Source organism: Psychrobacter sp. 219-2-C, from assembly GCF_049560815.1.
Lineage (GTDB): Bacteria > Pseudomonadota > Gammaproteobacteria > Pseudomonadales > Moraxellaceae > Psychrobacter > Psychrobacter faecalis.
In genome coordinates, this window is sequence record NZ_CP186933.1 from 1,051,229 (window position 1) to 1,069,223 (window position 17,995).

12 protein-coding genes are annotated in these 17,995 nt (G+C 45.1%); 4 read left to right on the forward strand and 8 right to left on the reverse strand.

What is annotated here, in order from left to right; genetic code table 11:
* Positions 1-24: 24 nt before the first annotated feature.
* From dusB to ACPEGP_RS04225, 4 genes are all read right to left on the reverse strand, one after another.
* Positions 25-1,062, reverse strand: coding sequence for a tRNA dihydrouridine synthase DusB (gene dusB / locus ACPEGP_RS04210; RefSeq protein ID WP_144297609.1), 1,038 nt, complete (start codon positions 1,060-1,062; stop codon positions 25-27).
* Between the two features lie 110 nt (positions 1,063-1,172).
* A complete protein-coding gene (locus ACPEGP_RS04215; protein WP_423814032.1) occupies positions 1,173-3,212 on the reverse strand; it encodes a BCCT family transporter in 2,040 nt (679 codons plus the stop codon).
* A 229-nt stretch (positions 3,213-3,441) separates the two neighbouring features.
* Positions 3,442-5,487 carry a BCCT family transporter gene (locus ACPEGP_RS04220; protein WP_200661925.1) on the reverse strand — a complete coding sequence of 682 codons (2,046 nt, stop codon included), beginning with the start codon at positions 5,485-5,487 and terminating at the stop codon, positions 3,442-3,444.
* Between the two features lie 298 nt (positions 5,488-5,785).
* On the reverse strand, positions 5,786-6,223 hold the full coding sequence (locus tag ACPEGP_RS04225; protein ID WP_423814033.1) for an HIT family protein: 438 nt from the start codon (positions 6,221-6,223) through the stop codon (positions 5,786-5,788).
* A 247-nt stretch (positions 6,224-6,470) separates the two neighbouring features.
* On the opposite strand from ACPEGP_RS04225, the gene ACPEGP_RS04230 reads away from it, so the two are divergent.
* The 3 genes from ACPEGP_RS04230 to ACPEGP_RS04240 all read left to right on the forward strand — a co-directional run bounded on the left by ACPEGP_RS04230 (position 6,471) and on the right by ACPEGP_RS04240 (position 10,803).
* Positions 6,471-7,247 (forward strand): hypothetical protein, encoded by a 777-nt coding sequence (locus tag ACPEGP_RS04230; protein ID WP_068408232.1) that lies wholly within the window; start codon positions 6,471-6,473, stop codon positions 7,245-7,247.
* 179 nt (positions 7,248-7,426) lie between these two features.
* A complete protein-coding gene (gene ilvD / locus ACPEGP_RS04235) occupies positions 7,427-9,337 on the forward strand; it encodes a dihydroxy-acid dehydratase (protein ID WP_068408234.1) in 1,911 nt (636 codons plus the stop codon).
* Positions 9,338-9,549: 212 nt separating this feature from the next.
* Entirely contained in the window at positions 9,550-10,803 is a 1,254-nt protein-coding gene (locus ACPEGP_RS04240) for a cation:proton antiporter (RefSeq protein ID WP_068408236.1), read from the forward strand.
* Between the two features lie 123 nt (positions 10,804-10,926).
* Here the strand turns inward: ACPEGP_RS04240 and ACPEGP_RS04245 are convergent, their stop codons facing one another.
* The 4 genes from ACPEGP_RS04245 to ACPEGP_RS04260 form a co-directional block, all read right to left on the reverse strand.
* Complete coding sequence (locus ACPEGP_RS04245; protein ID WP_423814034.1) at positions 10,927-12,345, reverse strand: serine hydrolase domain-containing protein; 1,419 nt, start codon at positions 12,343-12,345, stop codon at positions 10,927-10,929.
* A 177-nt stretch (positions 12,346-12,522) separates the two neighbouring features.
* A complete protein-coding gene (locus ACPEGP_RS04250; protein WP_423814035.1) occupies positions 12,523-13,050 on the reverse strand; it encodes a beta-lactamase hydrolase domain-containing protein in 528 nt (175 codons plus the stop codon).
* A 48-nt stretch (positions 13,051-13,098) separates the two neighbouring features.
* A complete protein-coding gene (locus ACPEGP_RS04255; protein WP_423814036.1) occupies positions 13,099-14,013 on the reverse strand; it encodes a MaoC family dehydratase in 915 nt (304 codons plus the stop codon).
* Between the two features lie 334 nt (positions 14,014-14,347).
* A complete protein-coding gene (locus ACPEGP_RS04260) occupies positions 14,348-15,748 on the reverse strand; it encodes a 3-oxoacyl-ACP reductase (protein WP_423814037.1) in 1,401 nt (466 codons plus the stop codon).
* A 478-nt stretch (positions 15,749-16,226) separates the two neighbouring features.
* On the opposite strand from ACPEGP_RS04260, the gene ACPEGP_RS04265 reads away from it, so the two are divergent.
* On the forward strand, positions 16,227-17,921 hold the full coding sequence (locus ACPEGP_RS04265; RefSeq protein ID WP_423814038.1) for an acetyl-CoA C-acetyltransferase: 1,695 nt from the start codon (positions 16,227-16,229) through the stop codon (positions 17,919-17,921).
* Positions 17,922-17,995 lie beyond the last annotated feature (74 nt).

Sequence of the window (17,995 nt, forward strand, 5' to 3'; positions counted from 1 at the left end):
GCTTAAACTGACCGTTTTTTCTTGCTATTCGTGCGCGTGTAAAAAGTCTTCGACCACGCGAAACTGCCCAGCGGTACTCTCTTCACCATACATGGCTTGGCGAAAAGCGTTGGAATTAGGGATGCCGGTGGTATACCACGCAATGTGCTTGCGAGCAATTCGGCAGCCTGAATATTCGCCGTAAAACTCATATAGCTCTTGCAAATGCGCTAGGACAATCTCTTTTATCTCGCTCACACTAGGTGCAGCAAGCACTTCTCCTGAGCGCAAAAAATGCTCGATATCGCGAAATATCCAAGGCTGCCCTTGCGCAGCACGCCCTATCATCACCGCATCACAACCGGTCAGCTCATAGACACGCTGCGCTTTTTGCGCGCTATCGATATCGCCATTGGCAATCACAGGAATATTAATGCTTTCTTTGACTTCGCGAATCAGCTCATAACGCGCTTCCCCAGTATACATATCCTCACGCGTTCGACCATGAATGGCAATCGCAGCAATACCCGCCTGCTCTGCTCGCTTGGCCACGCGCAAAATATTTTCGCGGCCATTTTCAAACCCCAAACGCGTTTTTAAGGTCACAGGAGCATCAACGGCTCCTACCGCCGCATCCAGTAAGCGCGCGACCAAATCTTCGTCTTGCAAGAGCGCAGATCCTGCCAATTTACGGCACACTTTTTTGGCCGGGCAGCCCATATTGATATCAATAATCTGCGCGCCATTATCAATCTGATAACGTGCCGCTTCTGCCAATTTATCCGGTTCTGCGCCCGCTATCTGCGCAGAAATAGGCGCTATTTCGTTATCAAAATTGGCGCGGTAGAGCGATTTTTTGCGCGCATAAAGTGCAGTATCAGCGATGATCATCTCACTAACGGCATGCCCTGCGCCAAAGGATTTACAAAGTCTACGAAACGGATTATCCGTCACGCCAGCCATCGGTGCGACCATCAGACGATTTTCAATCGTCAAGCCGCCAATAACCAAGGGCTGCAATAAAGGATGGTCATTATTAGCTTCTGCTGACGCTTGATTAGACACGGGATTATTTATAAGCATAAAAAACGGCTTGATTCGTAGTGAAAACAAGCCGTTATTCTAAGGGTTCTTAACTTTATTGCAAGTGATAGAGGCAATCATTTGCTTAGCGCACGTCAAGGAAAAAATGCCTATTTATCAAAAACACTGCCCTGCTCTAAGGTAATATCATTATCATGTACTTGCATACGCCACGGCAAAATGTCAGGAGATATATTAATAAAGTGCAAATATTTTTCAAACTGATCAATAATATCGTTAATCACTGAATCTGATTGATAGCGATATAAGTCATAGGTTTGCCCGCCGCGGCGTAGATAAACTTCCGCCCGATAATGATGCTCTTGCGGCAGTTTACTCGCCATCTCTTCCGTATAATAATCTGGCACTTCATGCTCTGATAAACGCACTTCGTACCAAAACTCGACGTTATCGCCGCCCCTGAGCTCAAATACCACGCGGTCATTGACTTCATCAAAATTCACCTCAGGCAACCAACCCGTTTCGGCAAACTTTTCGGCAACCTCATGCATCGACGATAAAACCGTTCCTTTAATATAACCCAAAACTTTATCGCGCGTTGGCTGCTGGGTCATATAGTCAATGCGGTCACGCCATGCATCTAGTTTCAACAGATGCGGCGGCAGATGATTGTCACTGGCCAGGCTTTGATTGCGATGACCTTCGATACGCAGCGCTCGCCACATGCCAAACATCGCAATCAAAATAATAATCGTAAAGGGCAAGGCGCTAACAATTGCCGCTGTTTGCAGCGCTTGCAGGCCACCTGCTAAGAGCAACGCCGAGGCAACAACGCCAAGTATCAATACCCAAAACGTACGCTGCCATGCCGGCGTATCACTGCGCCCGCCCGCTGCGAGCGAGTCAATCACCAATGAACCTGAATCGGATGAGGTGATAAAAAAGGTAATGATAAGTACCACAGCCAGTACAGATACCACTTGGGTAAACGGTAGGTTCTCAAGCAGTTTAAATAAAGCAATCGCTTGGTTATTTTGCACTTCAGTAATCAGCGATTCATAGCCTTGAATCATAATCATATTTAGTGCTGTATCACCAAACACCGCAAACCAAAAGAAAGTAAAGATGGTAGGTACTAGCATCACGCCAACGATAAACTCGCGAATGGTACGACCACGACTAATCTTGGCAATAAAAATACCGACGAAAGGCGACCAAGAAATCGTCCACGCAAAAATAAATAGCGTCCAACTGGTAATCCAATCGCCTTGCTGATACGCCTGCAGACTAAAGGTACGCTCGACAATATTACCTAGATAACTACCCGTGTTTTCCATAAAGGCGTTGAGAATAAATATCGTCGGCCCTACCGCAAATACAAACAGCATCAGCGCCGTTGCCAGTATCATATTTAAGATAGATAAACGTTTGACTCCTTTGTCCATACCTGCAAGCACTGATATCAAGGCCAGTCCCGTAATCAAAACAATGGCGATTACTTGCACGGTTGTATTGACTGGAATACTTGGTAATAGGTAATGGAGTCCCGTATTTATCTGCGACACTGAAATGCCAAGACTGGTGGCCAAACCAAATAAAGTACCTAAAATGGCGAACACATCAACCGCATGACCAATAGGTCCATGTATTTTTTCACCGATGATGGGATACAGCGTCGAGCGCATGGATAGTGGCAAACCGTGACGAAAAGAAAAATACGCTAGCGTCAAGGCCACGACGCCATTAATTGCCCAAATATGGAAACCCCAATGGAAGTAAGCAATCTGCATGGCTTCTTTTGCCGCAGCTATAGTTTGTGGCTCTGATAGCGGCGGCGAGGCAAAATGCGTCACTGGCTCCGCTACCCCATAAAATAGCAAAGCAATCCCGTACCCTGCCGAAAACAACATCGCAAACCATTCAATAAAATTGTACTGTGCCTCACCATGGTCAGGCCCTAGTTTGATACTGCCATAAGGCGAAAATGCGAGCACCACCACAAACATCAAAAACAGCGCGGTTGCTAGCATATAAAACCAGCCGAATGTCTCGGTGGTAAACTCTAGTACTTGGACAAACAAACCACTCGCCAGCTGTGGGTTGACCGATGTCCCCACTACCAGCAATAACATGACAATGGCCGTCGGTATAAATACTGGCATCAAAATAGTAGAGCGAGGTTTACTCATAAAAAATTCTCAAAAAATCTTAAATTTGGGTATGCGTCTAATATTGTTATATAACGCCCAGTTATTCAAATAAATTTTAAATCACCGAGCCAATAGTTACATTACCTAATAATGATAAAAAATATTGCTTTATTCATTAACATTGCTTTTTTATTAATATTGAAAAACATCGCTATTTAACGAAAAAAGACAGCTGCTTAGCTGCCTTTTTTATCACACGAATACACATTTATTTATCGAACACACTGCCTTGCTCCAGCGTGATGTCATCATCATGTTGCTGCATACGCCACGGCAAGATATTTGGCGAAACATTGACAAAGTGTAGATACTTTTCAAATTGATCGATAATGTCATTAATCACCGATTCAGACTGATAGCCATATAAATCATAGGTCTGACCACCGCGGCGCAGATAAACTTCGGCACGGTGATGATGCTCTTGTGGTAATTCATTGGCCATGTCTTCGGTATAATAATCAGGCACCTCGTGCTCTGACAAGCGCACTTCGTACCAGAATTCCACATTATCCCCGCGTCTTAGTTCTAGTACGGCGCGATTATTAATCTCATCATAGTTAACCTCAGGTAACCAGCCGGTTTCGGCAAATTTCTCTGCCACCTCTTGCATCGACGATAGCACTGTACCTTTAATATAACCCAGCACTTTATCGCGCGTTGGCTGATTGGTCATATAATCAATACGGTCACGCCAAGCGTCTAGTTTTAACAGATGCGGCGGTAAATGATTGTCGTTGGCCAAACTCTCGTTACGATGGCCTTCGATACGCAGCGCTCGCCACATACCAAAGGTCGAGATCAAAATAATCACTGCAAACGGTAAAGCACTGACGATAGCGGCAGTTTGTAATGCACTCAAACCACCGGCGATAAGTAGCACCGCCGCGACTGCACCCTCAGTGACAACCCAAAACGTACGCTGCCACCAAGGCGTATCGCTACGACCACCTGCGGCGAGCGAGTCAATCACCAATGAGCCTGAATCTGACGAAGTCACAAAAAAGGTAATAATCAATAGCACGGTCAATGACGAGACAATCTGAGTAAATGGTAATTGCTCTAAAAGCTTAAATAACGCAATGGCTTGGTTGTTTTGTACCTCGCTAATCAGTGCCTCATAACCATCGACCATAATCATGTGTAGCGCAGTATCACCGAATACCGAGAACCAGAAAAAGGTAAACAACGTTGGCACCAGCATTACACCAAGAACAAACTCACGAATGGTACGTCCACGACTAATCTTGGCGATAAATAGCCCAACAAAAGGCGCCCACGCAATGGTCCATGCAAAAATAAATAGCGTCCAGCTACCAATCCAATCGCTCGATTGATAGGCTTGTAAACTAAAGGTACGCTCGACAATATTGCCTAGATAGCTGCCCGTGTTTTCCATAAAGGCATTTAGAATAAATACTGAAGGTCCGACAACAAATACAAATAGCATCAAGGCAGTGGCGAGCACCATGTTTAAGATAGATAAGCGCTTTACCCCTTTGTCCATACCTGCTAGTACAGAAACGAGTGCCGCCGCCGTCACCAAGGCAATAATAATCACTTGTACCGTGGTACTGACTGGCACCGTATTTGGCAACAGATAATTTAAACCTGCATTAATTTGCGCGACTGACAATCCCAAACTGGTGGCGATACCAAACATAGTACCGACAATCGCAAACACATCGACGGTATGCCCAATGGGGCCATGGATTTTGTCACCGATTAGTGGATAGAGCGTTGAGCGCACGGACAATGGCAGACCATGCCGAAACGAGAAGTACGCCAGTGACAAGCCAACCACACCATAAATCGCCCAAATATGAAAACCCCAGTGGAAATAAGCAATTTGCATCGCCTCTTTTGCCGCCGCAATAGTCTGCGGCGTAGAGAGTGGTGGACTGGCAAAATGTAATACTGGCTCGGCGACACCATAAAATAACAAAGCAATGCCATACCCAGCTGAAAATAGCATGGCAAACCATTCAAGGAACTTATACTCAGCCTCGGCATGGTCAGGGCCCAACTTAATACTGCCATATGGTGAAAATGCTAAGGCGATAATAAACATCAAAAATATGGCAACTGCCAACATATAAAACCAGCCGAACGTATCGGTGGTAAATGCCAATACCTTACTAAACAACTCACCAGCTGCCTCAGGATTAATGGCTGTACCAATCACCAATAACAACATAATGGTTGCAGCGGGCACAAAGACGGGTAACAAAATAGTGGAGCGAGGTAATTTACTCATAAAAAGTGATGTCCTCAAAAAATAACAATCAATAAAAAAGCTAAATACAACAAGAAAAGGTAGCACTGCCCACTTTATGAATTTGTACGAATAAAGGCAGTAGTTGGTTCGGCTCTTATCAAACCGCTTATTAAGCAAATATAATTTTTATCACACTATCTGCAAAAACCCTAGGCAAGTGCCGAACTCGTAACACTATTTTAACGTTTGTTACATGACTATTACTCAGCAATAAAAAAGGCAACTTGTTAGCTGCCTTTTTTTTAATGGTTGTATTATTAATAGTTAATTTAAGATATTAAGCATCAATAGCCTCGGCTAACTGCTTGGCCATTTCCGCAAGCTCACCTTGATCTGCTTGCGTGACCGCATGACGACCTAGCTCATGAATGCTCGATGGAATTAGATGCACATGGTAATGAAAAACAGTTTGTCCGGCTTGTGCGCCATTTAACTGCATTTGAATAATACCCTCACGCTCGAATACTTGACGCTGCGCTTGCATGACTTTTTTGGACGTCATCAGTACTGCTGCGGCATATTCTGGTTCAAGATCGACTAAATCAACGGCTTTTTGCTTAGGAATGACCAGTACATGACCTTTTGCTTGCGGCATGATATCCATAAAGGCGAGGGTTTTGTCATTCTCATAAACTTTATGATAAGGGATATCACCGTTAAGCATTTTGGCAAAGATATTATTATCATCGTATTTGGTTTGGGTATCTTGACTCATTTTTATTCCTTAACCTTTTATTAGTAATTAGTTGTCATCAATTGGTTGTCAGTACTAAAGAGTAAATAGCTCAGCAAATATAGTGGACGAAATTTGGATTGAGTACAAGTGGCTGATACATTCACTAGCCACTTTCAATTTTACTGGGTTTTGCTATCAACAATTCTATAAGTGATACGATTAATTTATTGGCGAGCCGTGCGCTTTAAATGTTATATTAATCCTCTATTTTAATCACCTCAGGTTTATGGATTTGACTGCCTTGCCAACCCAATTATCCCAATCATCAAACACTACTGACGCTCATAGCGACCACGCTCATGACACTATGAGAAATCATACTGCGGTTAATGAAACGCTTGAAGATAGCGCACCGTCAACCATGTCAAGCATTGAGCCAAACGCCATTATCTTAGCTGAGGCATTAACTGATAAGGCAATCAGTTGGCGTATCCATAATTGTAAAATCAGCAAAAAAATCATGACGCAGGATATGCCACTGCCCTTTTTGTATCATTACGACAGTTTAGATGACAGCATTAAACAGACTTATCCATTAACACCTGCCCTACTTGCCCAGTTTAATACCCCCATGACAGCTGACGAGGCGGCGAAACTTATCGGTATTGATAAGGCGCTAATCACCAGCCCTTGGCATGTCAAAGTGATTGGCTCATTGGTGGTGTTTAGCGAAGCGCTGCAATTGGCCGTACGCCTGCATTGGACCAATACTGGTAAAGACACCCAGCAAATTTATACCAAAGATGAAGCCGATGCGCTTACTGCTGCTTTTAAAGAGTGGCAGTTTTTTGGTCGTATCGATGTGCTTTATAAGAATACTAAGCAAACACTTATCAGTATTGATGAGCACGCCGAAAACGATAAACAGCTACTGACTATTGCTGCCAGTCCTGACTATCAATTCTTGCCAGCGCCTCACGCCTTAGTCGTCATCGCCAAACTTGAAACCGATAAAGCCGATTTGCCTTGGTTTGAGACCGCTATTTTAGAGCGCCTCGTTTAAATATTGACCCTCAAGTCTTTATGATTATTGGTTAATGATTTTCAGTTATCCATATCTAATGGTATGGTAACGCCTTAGTATTATTCACTAGTACTCACATGGCATAAAAAGCACACTATCCGTATGACAGCGGATGCTGCAGACGTTTATAAATCTCGCTTATTTGTAAGGAATATCACATGGATTATCGCTCAAAAACTTCTACTGGCGGTCGTAATATGGCCGGTGCGCGTGCCCTATGGCGTGCAACGGGTATGACGGATGGCGACTTTGGCAAACCGATTATCGCCATTGCCAACTCCTTTACCCAGTTTGTCCCCGGTCACGTGCATCTAAAAGACTTGGGGCAACTGGTGGCGCGTGAGATTGAAAAAGCGGGCGGCGTGGCAAAAGAGTTTAATACCATTGCGGTCGATGACGGTATTGCCATGGGCCATAGTGGCATGTTGTATTCATTACCAAGCCGTGATTTGATTGCAGACTCGGTTGAGTATATGGTCAACGCCCACTGCGCCGACGCCCTAGTCTGTATTTCTAACTGCGATAAAATCACCCCTGGTATGCTGATGGCAGCCATGCGCCTCAATATCCCTGTTGTTTTCGTCTCTGGCGGCCCGATGGAAGCGGGCAAGGTCATCGCTAGCACTGTCGCTCATAGCCATAATAATGATGGTGGCAGCGATGTGCACACGACCGATAGTAAAGGCAATGCGATTCGTAAGCTTGATTTGGTCGATGCCATGATGGATGCCGCTGACGATAATATCAGCGATGAAGATGTTTTGGCCATTGAAAGCTCGGCTTGCCCAACTTGTGGCTCATGCTCTGGGATGTTTACCGCCAACTCAATGAACTGCTTGACCGAAGCATTAGGCTTATCATTGCCGGGTAATGGCTCTCTATTAGCCACGCATTCGTTACGCCGCGAGTTGTTTTTAGAAGCGGGTCGCACGATTGTATCATTGGCCAAGCGCCGTTATGAGCAAGACGATGATTCGGTATTACCGCGCTCTATCGCTACCAAAGCCGCTTTTGAAAATGCGATGAGCTTAGATATTGCGATGGGTGGCTCGACCAATACTATCTTGCATCTACTTGCCGCCGCCAATGAAGCGGAAGTTGATTTTAAAATGCATGATATTGACCGCCTAAGCCGTAGTGTCCCTTGCCTGTCGAAAGTCGCTCCTGCTTCACAAAAATATCATATGGAAGATGTCCACCGTGCTGGTGGTGTGATGGCGTTACTTGCCGAGCTTGACCGTGCCAGTTTACTAACCACCGATATCCCAACCATTCATAGCGCAAGCATGAGAGATGCTATCGATAAATGGGATATCATGAATCCTGATAATACTGAGGCACGTGCGCGCTATATTGCCGCTCCTGGTGGCGTCCGTACCACGCAGGCCTTCTCGCAATCAAAAGAGTGGCCAAACCTTGACGTCAATCGTGAGTCGGGCTGTATTCGTAGTGCTCAGCATGCCTATTCAACCGATGGCGGCTTAGCAGTACTATACGGCAATATTGCTGAGCGCGGCTGCGTGGTTAAAACCGCAGGCGTCGATGAAAGCATCTTAGTCTTTACCGGACGCGCACGTATCTTTGAATCACAAGACGCTGCCGTAGCCGCCGTGCTTGATGACCAAATTGTCGCCGGCGATGTGGTCATCATTCGCTATGAAGGCCCAAAAGGTGGGCCTGGTATGCAAGAAATGCTTTATCCAACCACTTATCTTAAGTCTAAAGGTTTGGGCAAAGAGTGTGCGCTGCTCACAGATGGTCGTTTCTCTGGCGGCACCTCAGGCTTATCCATTGGTCACGCCAGCCCAGAAGCAGCTGAAGGTGGCGCGATTGGTTTAGTACAAGAAGGCGATACCATTCATATTGATATCCCGAACCGTACCATCAATATGCAAGTCAGCGATGCCGAGCTTGCTGCGCGCCGTGAAGAGATGGAAGCGCGTGGACGTAACGCATGGAAGCCTGTGAGCCGTGAGCGTCACGTCTCGCCTGCGCTGCGTGCTTATGCAGCTATGACTACCAGTGCCGATACGGGTGCCGTCCGTGATGTGAGCCAAGTTGAGCGTTAAATAAATCTGTAAACGCAATGATTTATCACTAACCTTATAGAATTACCCAAAGCCTGCGCCATGCAGGCTTTTTTTCACCAAAAAACAACGCTACCGCCGTTCTGTTAACGTTTTTTTGCGGTAATAAAAAGCATTTGCGCTCATTATTAATAGCGATTAAACCTCTTGTAACTTTATCTTTTTAAAACCAAAAAATAGCGTGCACCAAACTTATGATTGAAAACTATAATTTATTCTTATTGGTCTGCGGTATTGCCTTTTTATTCGGGGCACTGTTTCCTATTCTTTTTAAACGTACGCCCATCTCGCTGCCCATGCTGCAAGTAAGCTTTGGTCTATTCATGGGCTATTGGTGGACCAGTTTATCTTTTTTAAATCCGATGGATAACGGTTTAATTATCGAAAAACTGACCGAAATCGTGGTATTGGTTTCGCTGGTTGGTGCAGGTATCAAGATAGATACTGAGCTGTCGTGGCACTTATGGCGCCCGACTGTGCGCTTACTACTTATCACCATGCCGATTGGTATTTTTGCCATGGCGCTCTTAGGCTATTATGCTTTTGGTTTGACATTAGGCGCGGCCATCTTGCTCGGTGCGGTACTGGCTCCGACCGATCCTGTGCTCGCCTCTAGTATCCAAGTCGGACCGCCCAATACTGGCGGCGAGGATACACCGCGCTTTACCTTGACCTCAGAAGCAGGGTTAAATGACGGCTTGGCGTTCCCATTTGTCTATTTAGCGATTAAGGTCGCAGAAGCTTATAGCGGCGGGCAGCAGTTCACAGGTGAGATGCTGTGGCAATGGTTTACGACTGATGTGCTGTGGAAAATTGGCGCAGGTTTGGTGGTCGGGATTGTGGTTGGTAAATTACTAGCAAAATTGGTCTTTTCAAAATACAGCCACAATACCTCCATCTCTCAAGGTTATGTGGTGATAGCTCTCACCTTGCTGGCCTATGGTTTGGCAGAATATGTACACAGCTATGGCTTCATTGCAGTATTTGTCGCCGCCTTTGCCTTTCGACGCTCGGAGCGTGAACACAGTTATCACCAAAAGCTGCACGATTTTGCTGAGCAGTCAGAAGGCTTACTGATGTCCTTAGTTCTTGTGGTTTTTGGCATGTTTTTAGGTCAAGGACTGCAAGCGGGCGTTGAGCTGACATGGCGCGTCTATATCGTCAGCTTTACCTTTTTATTATTGATTCGACCGATTGGCGGATTGATTGCTCTATCAGGATTAAAGCTGCCCTATACTGAAAAGTATGCCATTTCTGCGCTCGGTATACGCGGTATTGGCACCTTATATTATCTGTCTTACGCCCTCAATCAAGGCTTCTTTGATGAAGTAGACGCTGTTAAACTTTGGATAGTCTGCTCAATTGTCATTTTGGCGTCTATCTTTATCCATGGTTTGATTTCCCCAAGGTTGCTTAAGCTCACGCCTAATAAGCCGCGCCATGGATAATTTCGGACGACTACCTCAATACTTTTGTTAGTTATAGTGTTGCTACTTATCCTTTAAGCACCTGTATTTCTGTTTTTCATACTGGCAACAAGAATATTGAGTTAAGTTCAAGAGTCACGTCTACTAGATTCCAGCGTCAATCAAATCTAATACCGCTTCCGTCAGCGCAAACTGGCGGACATCATTGAGCATTGTTACATCAAAATTATGGATAAAGGTAAACGACAATTGCCGCGCAGGATCACACCACGCAACCGAACCGTTATAACCCATGTGCCCAAAACCTTGCGCGCTCATATTAGAAGCTTCACTTTGACAAATGCTAAACCTGCGATGATAGCCCAAGCGCCAGTTCATTTTCGCCGGCATTACCGCGTCCATGCCAGTGGTTTGCGGGGTTGAAAGCTGCTTAAATGTTGCGTCGTCAATTAATGTCTGCCCCTGCCATGTACCGCCATTGGCTAGCATGGCATAAATAGTTGCTAATGCTTGCGCTGATGCCACGCCGTTGGCAGCGGGAATGATGGCTTGTAGCGTCCGTTTATCGTAATAATCGATAGGTTGTTTATTAGCCAACACAAGAGCCGATTTATAGTTTTTTAGATTAAGCTGGCTGTTATTAAAGTATAAACGGTTAATTTTTGCTGTATCCAAATTAGGCAGCCCATCTGCCATTGCGCTTTCATTTGCGCCTGCTTGATTGGTTAGCGCTCTTTTTTGCCAACAAGTATAGCTTGGTAGGCTTGAATAAATACGCAAAGTATTTTCAGAATCCGCTCTTAACACGGGTTTGCTGCGGCGAGGTCGCGCTTGCGACAGCTCCTGATTGCTTATTTGCTGGGCTGCGTATTCGTCTGTTTGGAAATATTTAACCAAATGAGCCACTTCATCTACTTTATCGTCTGGCACCCCAAAATAACAGCTGTCTGCAATTCCTAGCGGCTCAGTCAAATAGTGACGCAGCGCTGTGGCTAATGACATATGGGTAACGGCTTCTATCACGCCGCCCAGTACCCAGCCGTAAACCAAGGCGCTATAAGCGCTCTCATATAAGGCGCTGTCTTCAGGCGCCGTTACGGGCATAGCAGCAACCTTTTCTAGCATGAGCTGCCAATCGAGCACTGTGTCGTTATCGACATCGATACTTTGAATCGAAAACAAGTTGCCTTGATGCGACATGACGCTACGTAAAGTAATCTGTTCTTTTCCTTGCGCGGCAAAAGCAGGCCAATAATCCGCAATCGCTCGGTCATAATCAAGCATATGCTCGGAGACCAACACATGCACCAATGTCGCCAACACCCCTTTCCCTGTTGAAAAATTCAGCGATAGTGTATCGGGACTCCATGACAAATCCGCGCGCGCCATTCCCACACTAGCCTGAGCAATACATTGCCCTGCTTGATAAACAACTAAAGCCCCACCCGCTGGAGCGTCATCAAGCTGTAAATCTGTTAACAATTGTTGTAATTTTTGTTGAATAATAGGATTAGTAGACGTATTGACGTTTTGATTATTAGCTTTCTCATTATTATTTTTCATTCTTCACTCGCTCTATTTATAAAAATGTTTCTTATATCCAAAAAACTACTTAACTATTTAGCTAATTAATGACGAAATTCGCTCATAAAAAAGGCAACCTATTGGTCGCCTTTTTTGTTGCATGTCGCTCATATGTAGCGTGTACAGTTTGCCATACATGGTTAGTATGCCATGAGTCTAGCGTGGCACCAATAAACGATTATGAACCTCTTCTTCCAGCTTCGTCAAACCATGACTGCGCCCGCGCTCCAAAGCCGTATCCATTTTGCGTCCGCGTAACCAGCCTGCACGCAATGCTACCGCTGCACCAGCGCGATTACCAGAACCACAGTGCAAGACGGTTTTTTTGCCATGATACTGACGCAAGATGTTATCAAACGCCAATATATTTAACTGTTTTAAATCCTTAGCCCCGCTGATAGGCAGCTGCTCATAATGCATACCAGCGCGCTCTACCGCCGCGCGCTCATCAAAATTTAGCTCGTCATCTGGCTGCAAGTTAAGCACCAACTCAACGCCAGCCGCCGCTAAAATAGCGACCTTTTCGTCGTCGAGGGCGCCGCACACGATGGTGTTGTCATCAGGGCGAAAATACGGCTCAAACGTATTTTCCAAATCGATACCGTTATCTTTAGCAGTAGCTTCATCTATGGTAGCTGAGTTATCGGGCGCAGCTACGCTTGTTGCATTGTCATGTAAAGTCATAATGAATAATTGGTTAATAAAATATAAAGGTTAAGAATATGGCGCAATCTACTTGTTTTCGCTTTGCAGTTTAATCACACCAGCAAGATGCGGCTTGTCGTTTTTAGCACTAAATAAGCCAAACTCGCAAGTATCGGTTGGGCTCTTTAACTGCGCTATCGGCTCAGCGATCAGCTCTACTTCTGCTGGCAAAAAGATAGGCAGCTTAAATGATACATTGATCGTGCAAGCATCTGGTAGCTCATCCATCAGCGCTAGACATTTAGCTTTTGACCACATGCCGTGGGCGATGGCTTTTGGAAAACCAAATGCGCGTGCCGATAATGGATGGAGATGGATGAGGTTAAAATCCCCTGAAACAAACGCATAACGACGGCCGATATCTTCTGGTACTTCAAAGATACTGTGCACGCCTTCTTCATTCACCAAAGGCTTAACGGTCACTGGACGCGGCGTGCTTTTTTTATCTTTGCTACCTGTTTTTTTGCCACGTGACAAATAAGTAGAAGTGCCTTCCCAAATTACCTCGTCGTCTGACTTAACGGTGGTGACAAAATCAAACTGCTGGCCTTGCGCATGGTCACGCAGATTATCAAACTTCACCGCCATCGCTACCGTTTCACGCTCACCGATAGGACGATACTGCGTCACGCTATTATCCACATGCACCAAACCTAGCATAGCAAAGGGAAACGGCTCTTTGACCATCATATTCATTTGTAACGTCTGTGATAAAACAGAAAAATAGGTAATCGGTATTTTGCCATTGTCGGCGAAACCACAAATCTTACGATAATCGTCAAGATTATTTTGGTCGATGTGCAAATTATCTACATAATACGTCGCTTGTGGCAACTGATCGCGGCTGACCTTTTCGTTATTACCAATAGGCAATAGACTCTTGACGATATTGGCGTAGGTGGTATGCGCTTTTGGCAACGCATCATAATGTTTGTCTGACATAATAAATCCTAAATGGGGTTGAGCTAACTGAGGCTGGAGCAAATTATCTGGCTACTTGTAAACAGTGAAGCATTCGTTTGTCGGCTTATTTGTTTACTGGTTGGTTTACTGGTTCATTTACTGGCACATGCTTTTATTCATACCTGTTTTTATCATAAAAAAGCCACCCTCGGGCAGCTTTATTACAATTTATCAGCAATTTTTCGTAAGCATATGTGAGGTCAATTTAACAATCTTGTCCATTTTACCTACTTAATACAGGCTTGCTCGATATCTTTTAGTCATTTATCGAGCAGTATTCTGCCTCTATTTTACTGGCTATGCATCCAACAAGCTATGCACCCAACAAGCTTTGACCACAAACACGTACGATATTGCCATTTAGACCACCAGAAGCTGGCGACGCAAGCCATGCAATAGTTTCAGCAACGTCGATTGGTAAACCGCCTTGGCTCATTGAGTTCATACGGCGACCGGCTTCACGAATGGCGAACGGAATCGCTTCTGTCATTTGCGTTTCGATAAATCCTGGCGCTACAGCGTTGATAGTCATGCCTTTAGAACCGTCTTCTAATTGCTTAGCAGTCGCGTTTACCAAACCGATAACGCCCGCTTTAGAAGTAGCATAGTTACTTTGACCTAGATTACCAGCGATACCTGAGATAGATGAAACGCAGACGATACGTGCATGGTCTTTTAGTACATCATTATCTAGCAAGTAGCGATTCAGCTTGGCAATACTGCCCAAGTTGATATTGATGACCATATCCCACTTTTTCTCGTCCATTTTTGCCAGTGTCTTATCACGGGTCACGCCAGCATTATGAATAACGGCATCTAAACCGCCACGCTTTTGCGCCGCTTCTGCGATTTCTTTGCCCGCATCTTCACTAGTGATATCGACTGTCAAAACTGAGCCACTAATTTCGCTGGCGACTTTTTGTAAGTCCGCTTGCTGCTGCGGTACATCAAGACAGATAACATGGGCGCCTTCGCGTGCCAACACCCGAGCGATGGCTTCACCGATACCGCGACTTGCGCCAGTGACCAGCATAGTTTTACCGCCTAAAGGCTGCGTCCAATCGACATCAACGTTGTCGCCATTGGTCACACGTACCACTTGTCCTGACACATAAGCTGAGCGCGCTGAGGCAAAGAAGCGTAACGTTGAGTCTAGGTTCTTTTCAGCGCCTTCTGCCACGTAGATAAGCTGGGCGGTGATACCACGCTTAAACTCTTTACCAACAGATTTCACAAAACCTTCAAGCGAGCGCTGTGCCAATGCTGCCTCAATATCGCTCAAATCTTCTGGTGGACGACCGATAACGATAACGCGACCTGATTTTTCGACGCGGCGCGCCACGGCATGAAAGAACTCATACACTTGTTTTAGATCATCAGCATTGCTGATATTGCTGGCATCAAACAATAAAACTTTAAACTTGTCATCGCCGCCGGTATTGGCTTTGGCTTTCACGCCTGCATCAGCCAGTGCGTCTTTTACCGCATCACGGCTATTGACAAATACATCAGCGTGCAGGTCTGACAAAATACGAGCAACTGATTCACTGATGGCAGTATTGTCGCCATCAGCACGACCAACCAATACACTACCGCGTACTGACGGCTGTCCACTATCAAAACGGTCTAGCTCTACTGGCATCGGCAAGCCTAGATTTTTTGCCACTTTTCGGCCAATAGAAGACTGCACAAAATCACCATAACGGTCTGACATAATATAATCCTATAATTGATGAGAAGAAAAAAATTATTAATATAAATAAACAGGTTAAAAACTGCTGTAACTATACACTTCCATGCAAAACAAGTCCAAAAGCTGCGCCTGTCTATCATAATCTGTAGACAAGCCAGTATACAAGATAGCAACTTTTTCTCGCCTTAAAAACACCCCACTTATGTTAAAATCGAACGTATAAGTTATGGCAAATGCATTTATAGATAACAATATATTATCAAAAGCTTCGTTATGCAATGTTATTAATCAATACTAACCAGTATAATCAGTAGCGTTTGATAGTTAGCATTGAAGGCATGAGCTTAAAATTAGCGTCACATCGTTTGCTAAAGAGATACAGTAAGCGCGTAAAAAGCGCCTTATGCTAACCTTCTCTGCCGTGTACTATGTTTTTCTCTTTTATTTTTATTTTGTTTTTCCCTTTTATCTTCTACCCATATTTTTTAAGGATAATATTATGAGTACTAAAAACAATCACCCTGATAGCCCTGTTGTTGAAACGACCGTCGTAAAAGCCGGTGATAGCCAAAATACCGAAACAGCGACTGACGCAGCAGCTGAAGACGCCAAGCAGCCAAATGTATTCGACACAATGGCAAATTCAAAAGCGGCTGAGCCAAAAAAAGCGGATGATAAAAAGTCGGACGCCAAAACAGCGGATACGAAAACAAACAGCTCTAATAAAGATAATTCTAAGAAAGACGAGTCTAAAAAGGAGAGCACCGCTGAAAAAAGCTCAAAAGACAGCAAAACTACTAACGCTACTAAAGATGATAGTGCGGCTAAAGATGCCAATAAAAAGACTGACACAGCTAGTAAAAAAACAACCGCTACAACCGCTAAAGAATCGAGCAAAACTGGCCTGAGCTCGGGTCAACATCGCGTCGCTATCCTAGGCGGCAACCGTATTCCGTTTGCGCGCTCAAACGGTGCTTACTCTGATGACAGCAATACTGACATGCTAACCGCCGCGTTAGATGGCTTGGTCGAGCGTTTTAACTTACAAGATGAAAAAGTCGGTGAAGTCGTTGCTGGTGCGGTGATGAAATTGAGCCGTGATATCAACTTGACGCGTGAAGCGACACTAAGCACCGCCTTAAACCCACATACGCCAACGTATGATATCTCACAAGCTTGCGGTACTGGCTTACAAGCAACCTTTGCTTCTGCCAATAAAATCGCCCTTGGTATTATTGATTCGGCGATTACTGGCGGTGTGGATACCACCTCTGACGCCCCTATCGCTGTTGGTGATGGCTTACGTAAAGTGCTAATCAAATTGGGCGCGGCTAAAGACAACAAACAACGTCTAAAAGCGCTAATGGGTTTAAATCCTAAAGATTTGATCGACTCACCACAAAATGGCGAGCCGCGTACGGGTTTATCCATGGGTGACCATCAAGCGATTACCACCCTTGAGTGGAACATCAGCCGTGAAGATCAGGATGAGCTTGCCTTTAACAGCCATAAAAATCTAGCACGCGCGTATGACGAAGGTTTTTTTGACGACCTAATCACGCCATACAAAGGTTTGACGCGCGATAACAACTTGCGCCCAGATACGACGTTAGACAAGCTTGCTAAACTCAAACCCGTGTTTGGTAAAAAGAACGCCAACCCAACCATGACAGCCGCTAACTCGACGCCGCTAACCGATGGCGCCTCTTGTGTGCTATTGGCCAATGACGAATGGGCAAAAGAGCGTGGTCTTAAACCACTAGCATACATCGTTCATCAAGAAACGGCTGCCGTTGACTTTATCGGTAAATCTGGCGATAAAGAAGGTTTACTCATGGCGCCAGCTTATGCGGTACCGCGTATGCTTGAGCGCGCTGGTTTAACGCTGCAAGATTTTGACTTCTATGAAATTCATGAAGCGTTTGCCTCACAAGTGTTATCAACGCTAGCAGCTTGGGAAGATGAGAAGTTCTGTCAAGAGCGCCTAGGTCTTGATGCGCCACTAGGCTCTATCGATCGTAGCAAGCTAAACGTCAATGGCTCATCACTTGCCGCAGGTCATCCATTTGCCGCAACCGGTGGTCGTATCCTAGCCACTGCTGCCAAATTGTTAGACCAAAAAGGTTCAGGTCGCGCGCTTATCTCAATCTGCGCCGCTGGCGGTCAAGGCGTTACTTGCATCTTAGAGAAATAAAATTCTCACTGATGTAATTAGCAATAAGCCATTAGTTAAATAAATAGCGTTAAGCTTTTAATACGCCCTTTAAT

Excerpts from the sequence above, each read along its gene's own strand:
- ACPEGP_RS04240 (WP_068408236.1), top strand. The coding sequence starts at position 9,550 with ATGATTGAAAACTATAATTTATTCTTATTGGTCTGCGGTATTGCCTTT.
- ACPEGP_RS04225 (WP_423814033.1), bottom strand. The coding sequence starts at position 6,223 with ATGAGTCAAGATACCCAAACCAAATACGATGATAATAATATCTTTGCC.
- dusB (WP_144297609.1), bottom strand. The coding sequence starts at position 1,062 with ATGCTTATAAATAATCCCGTGTCTAATCAAGCGTCAGCAGAAGCTAAT.
- ACPEGP_RS04220 (WP_200661925.1), bottom strand. The coding sequence starts at position 5,487 with ATGAGTAAATTACCTCGCTCCACTATTTTGTTACCCGTCTTTGTGCCC.
- ACPEGP_RS04245 (WP_423814034.1), bottom strand. The coding sequence starts at position 12,345 with ATGAAAAATAATAATGAGAAAGCTAATAATCAAAACGTCAATACGTCT.
- ACPEGP_RS04230 (WP_068408232.1), top strand. The coding sequence starts at position 6,471 with ATGGATTTGACTGCCTTGCCAACCCAATTATCCCAATCATCAAACACT.
- ACPEGP_RS04215 (WP_423814032.1), bottom strand. The coding sequence starts at position 3,212 with ATGAGTAAACCTCGCTCTACTATTTTGATGCCAGTATTTATACCGACG.
- ilvD (WP_068408234.1), top strand. The coding sequence starts at position 7,427 with ATGGATTATCGCTCAAAAACTTCTACTGGCGGTCGTAATATGGCCGGT.
- ACPEGP_RS04265 (WP_423814038.1), top strand. The coding sequence starts at position 16,227 with ATGAGTACTAAAAACAATCACCCTGATAGCCCTGTTGTTGAAACGACC.
- ACPEGP_RS04260 (WP_423814037.1), bottom strand. The coding sequence starts at position 15,748 with ATGTCAGACCGTTATGGTGATTTTGTGCAGTCTTCTATTGGCCGAAAA.
- ACPEGP_RS04250 (WP_423814035.1), bottom strand. The coding sequence starts at position 13,050 with ATGACTTTACATGACAATGCAACAAGCGTAGCTGCGCCCGATAACTCA.
- ACPEGP_RS04255 (WP_423814036.1), bottom strand. The coding sequence starts at position 14,013 with ATGTCAGACAAACATTATGATGCGTTGCCAAAAGCGCATACCACCTAC.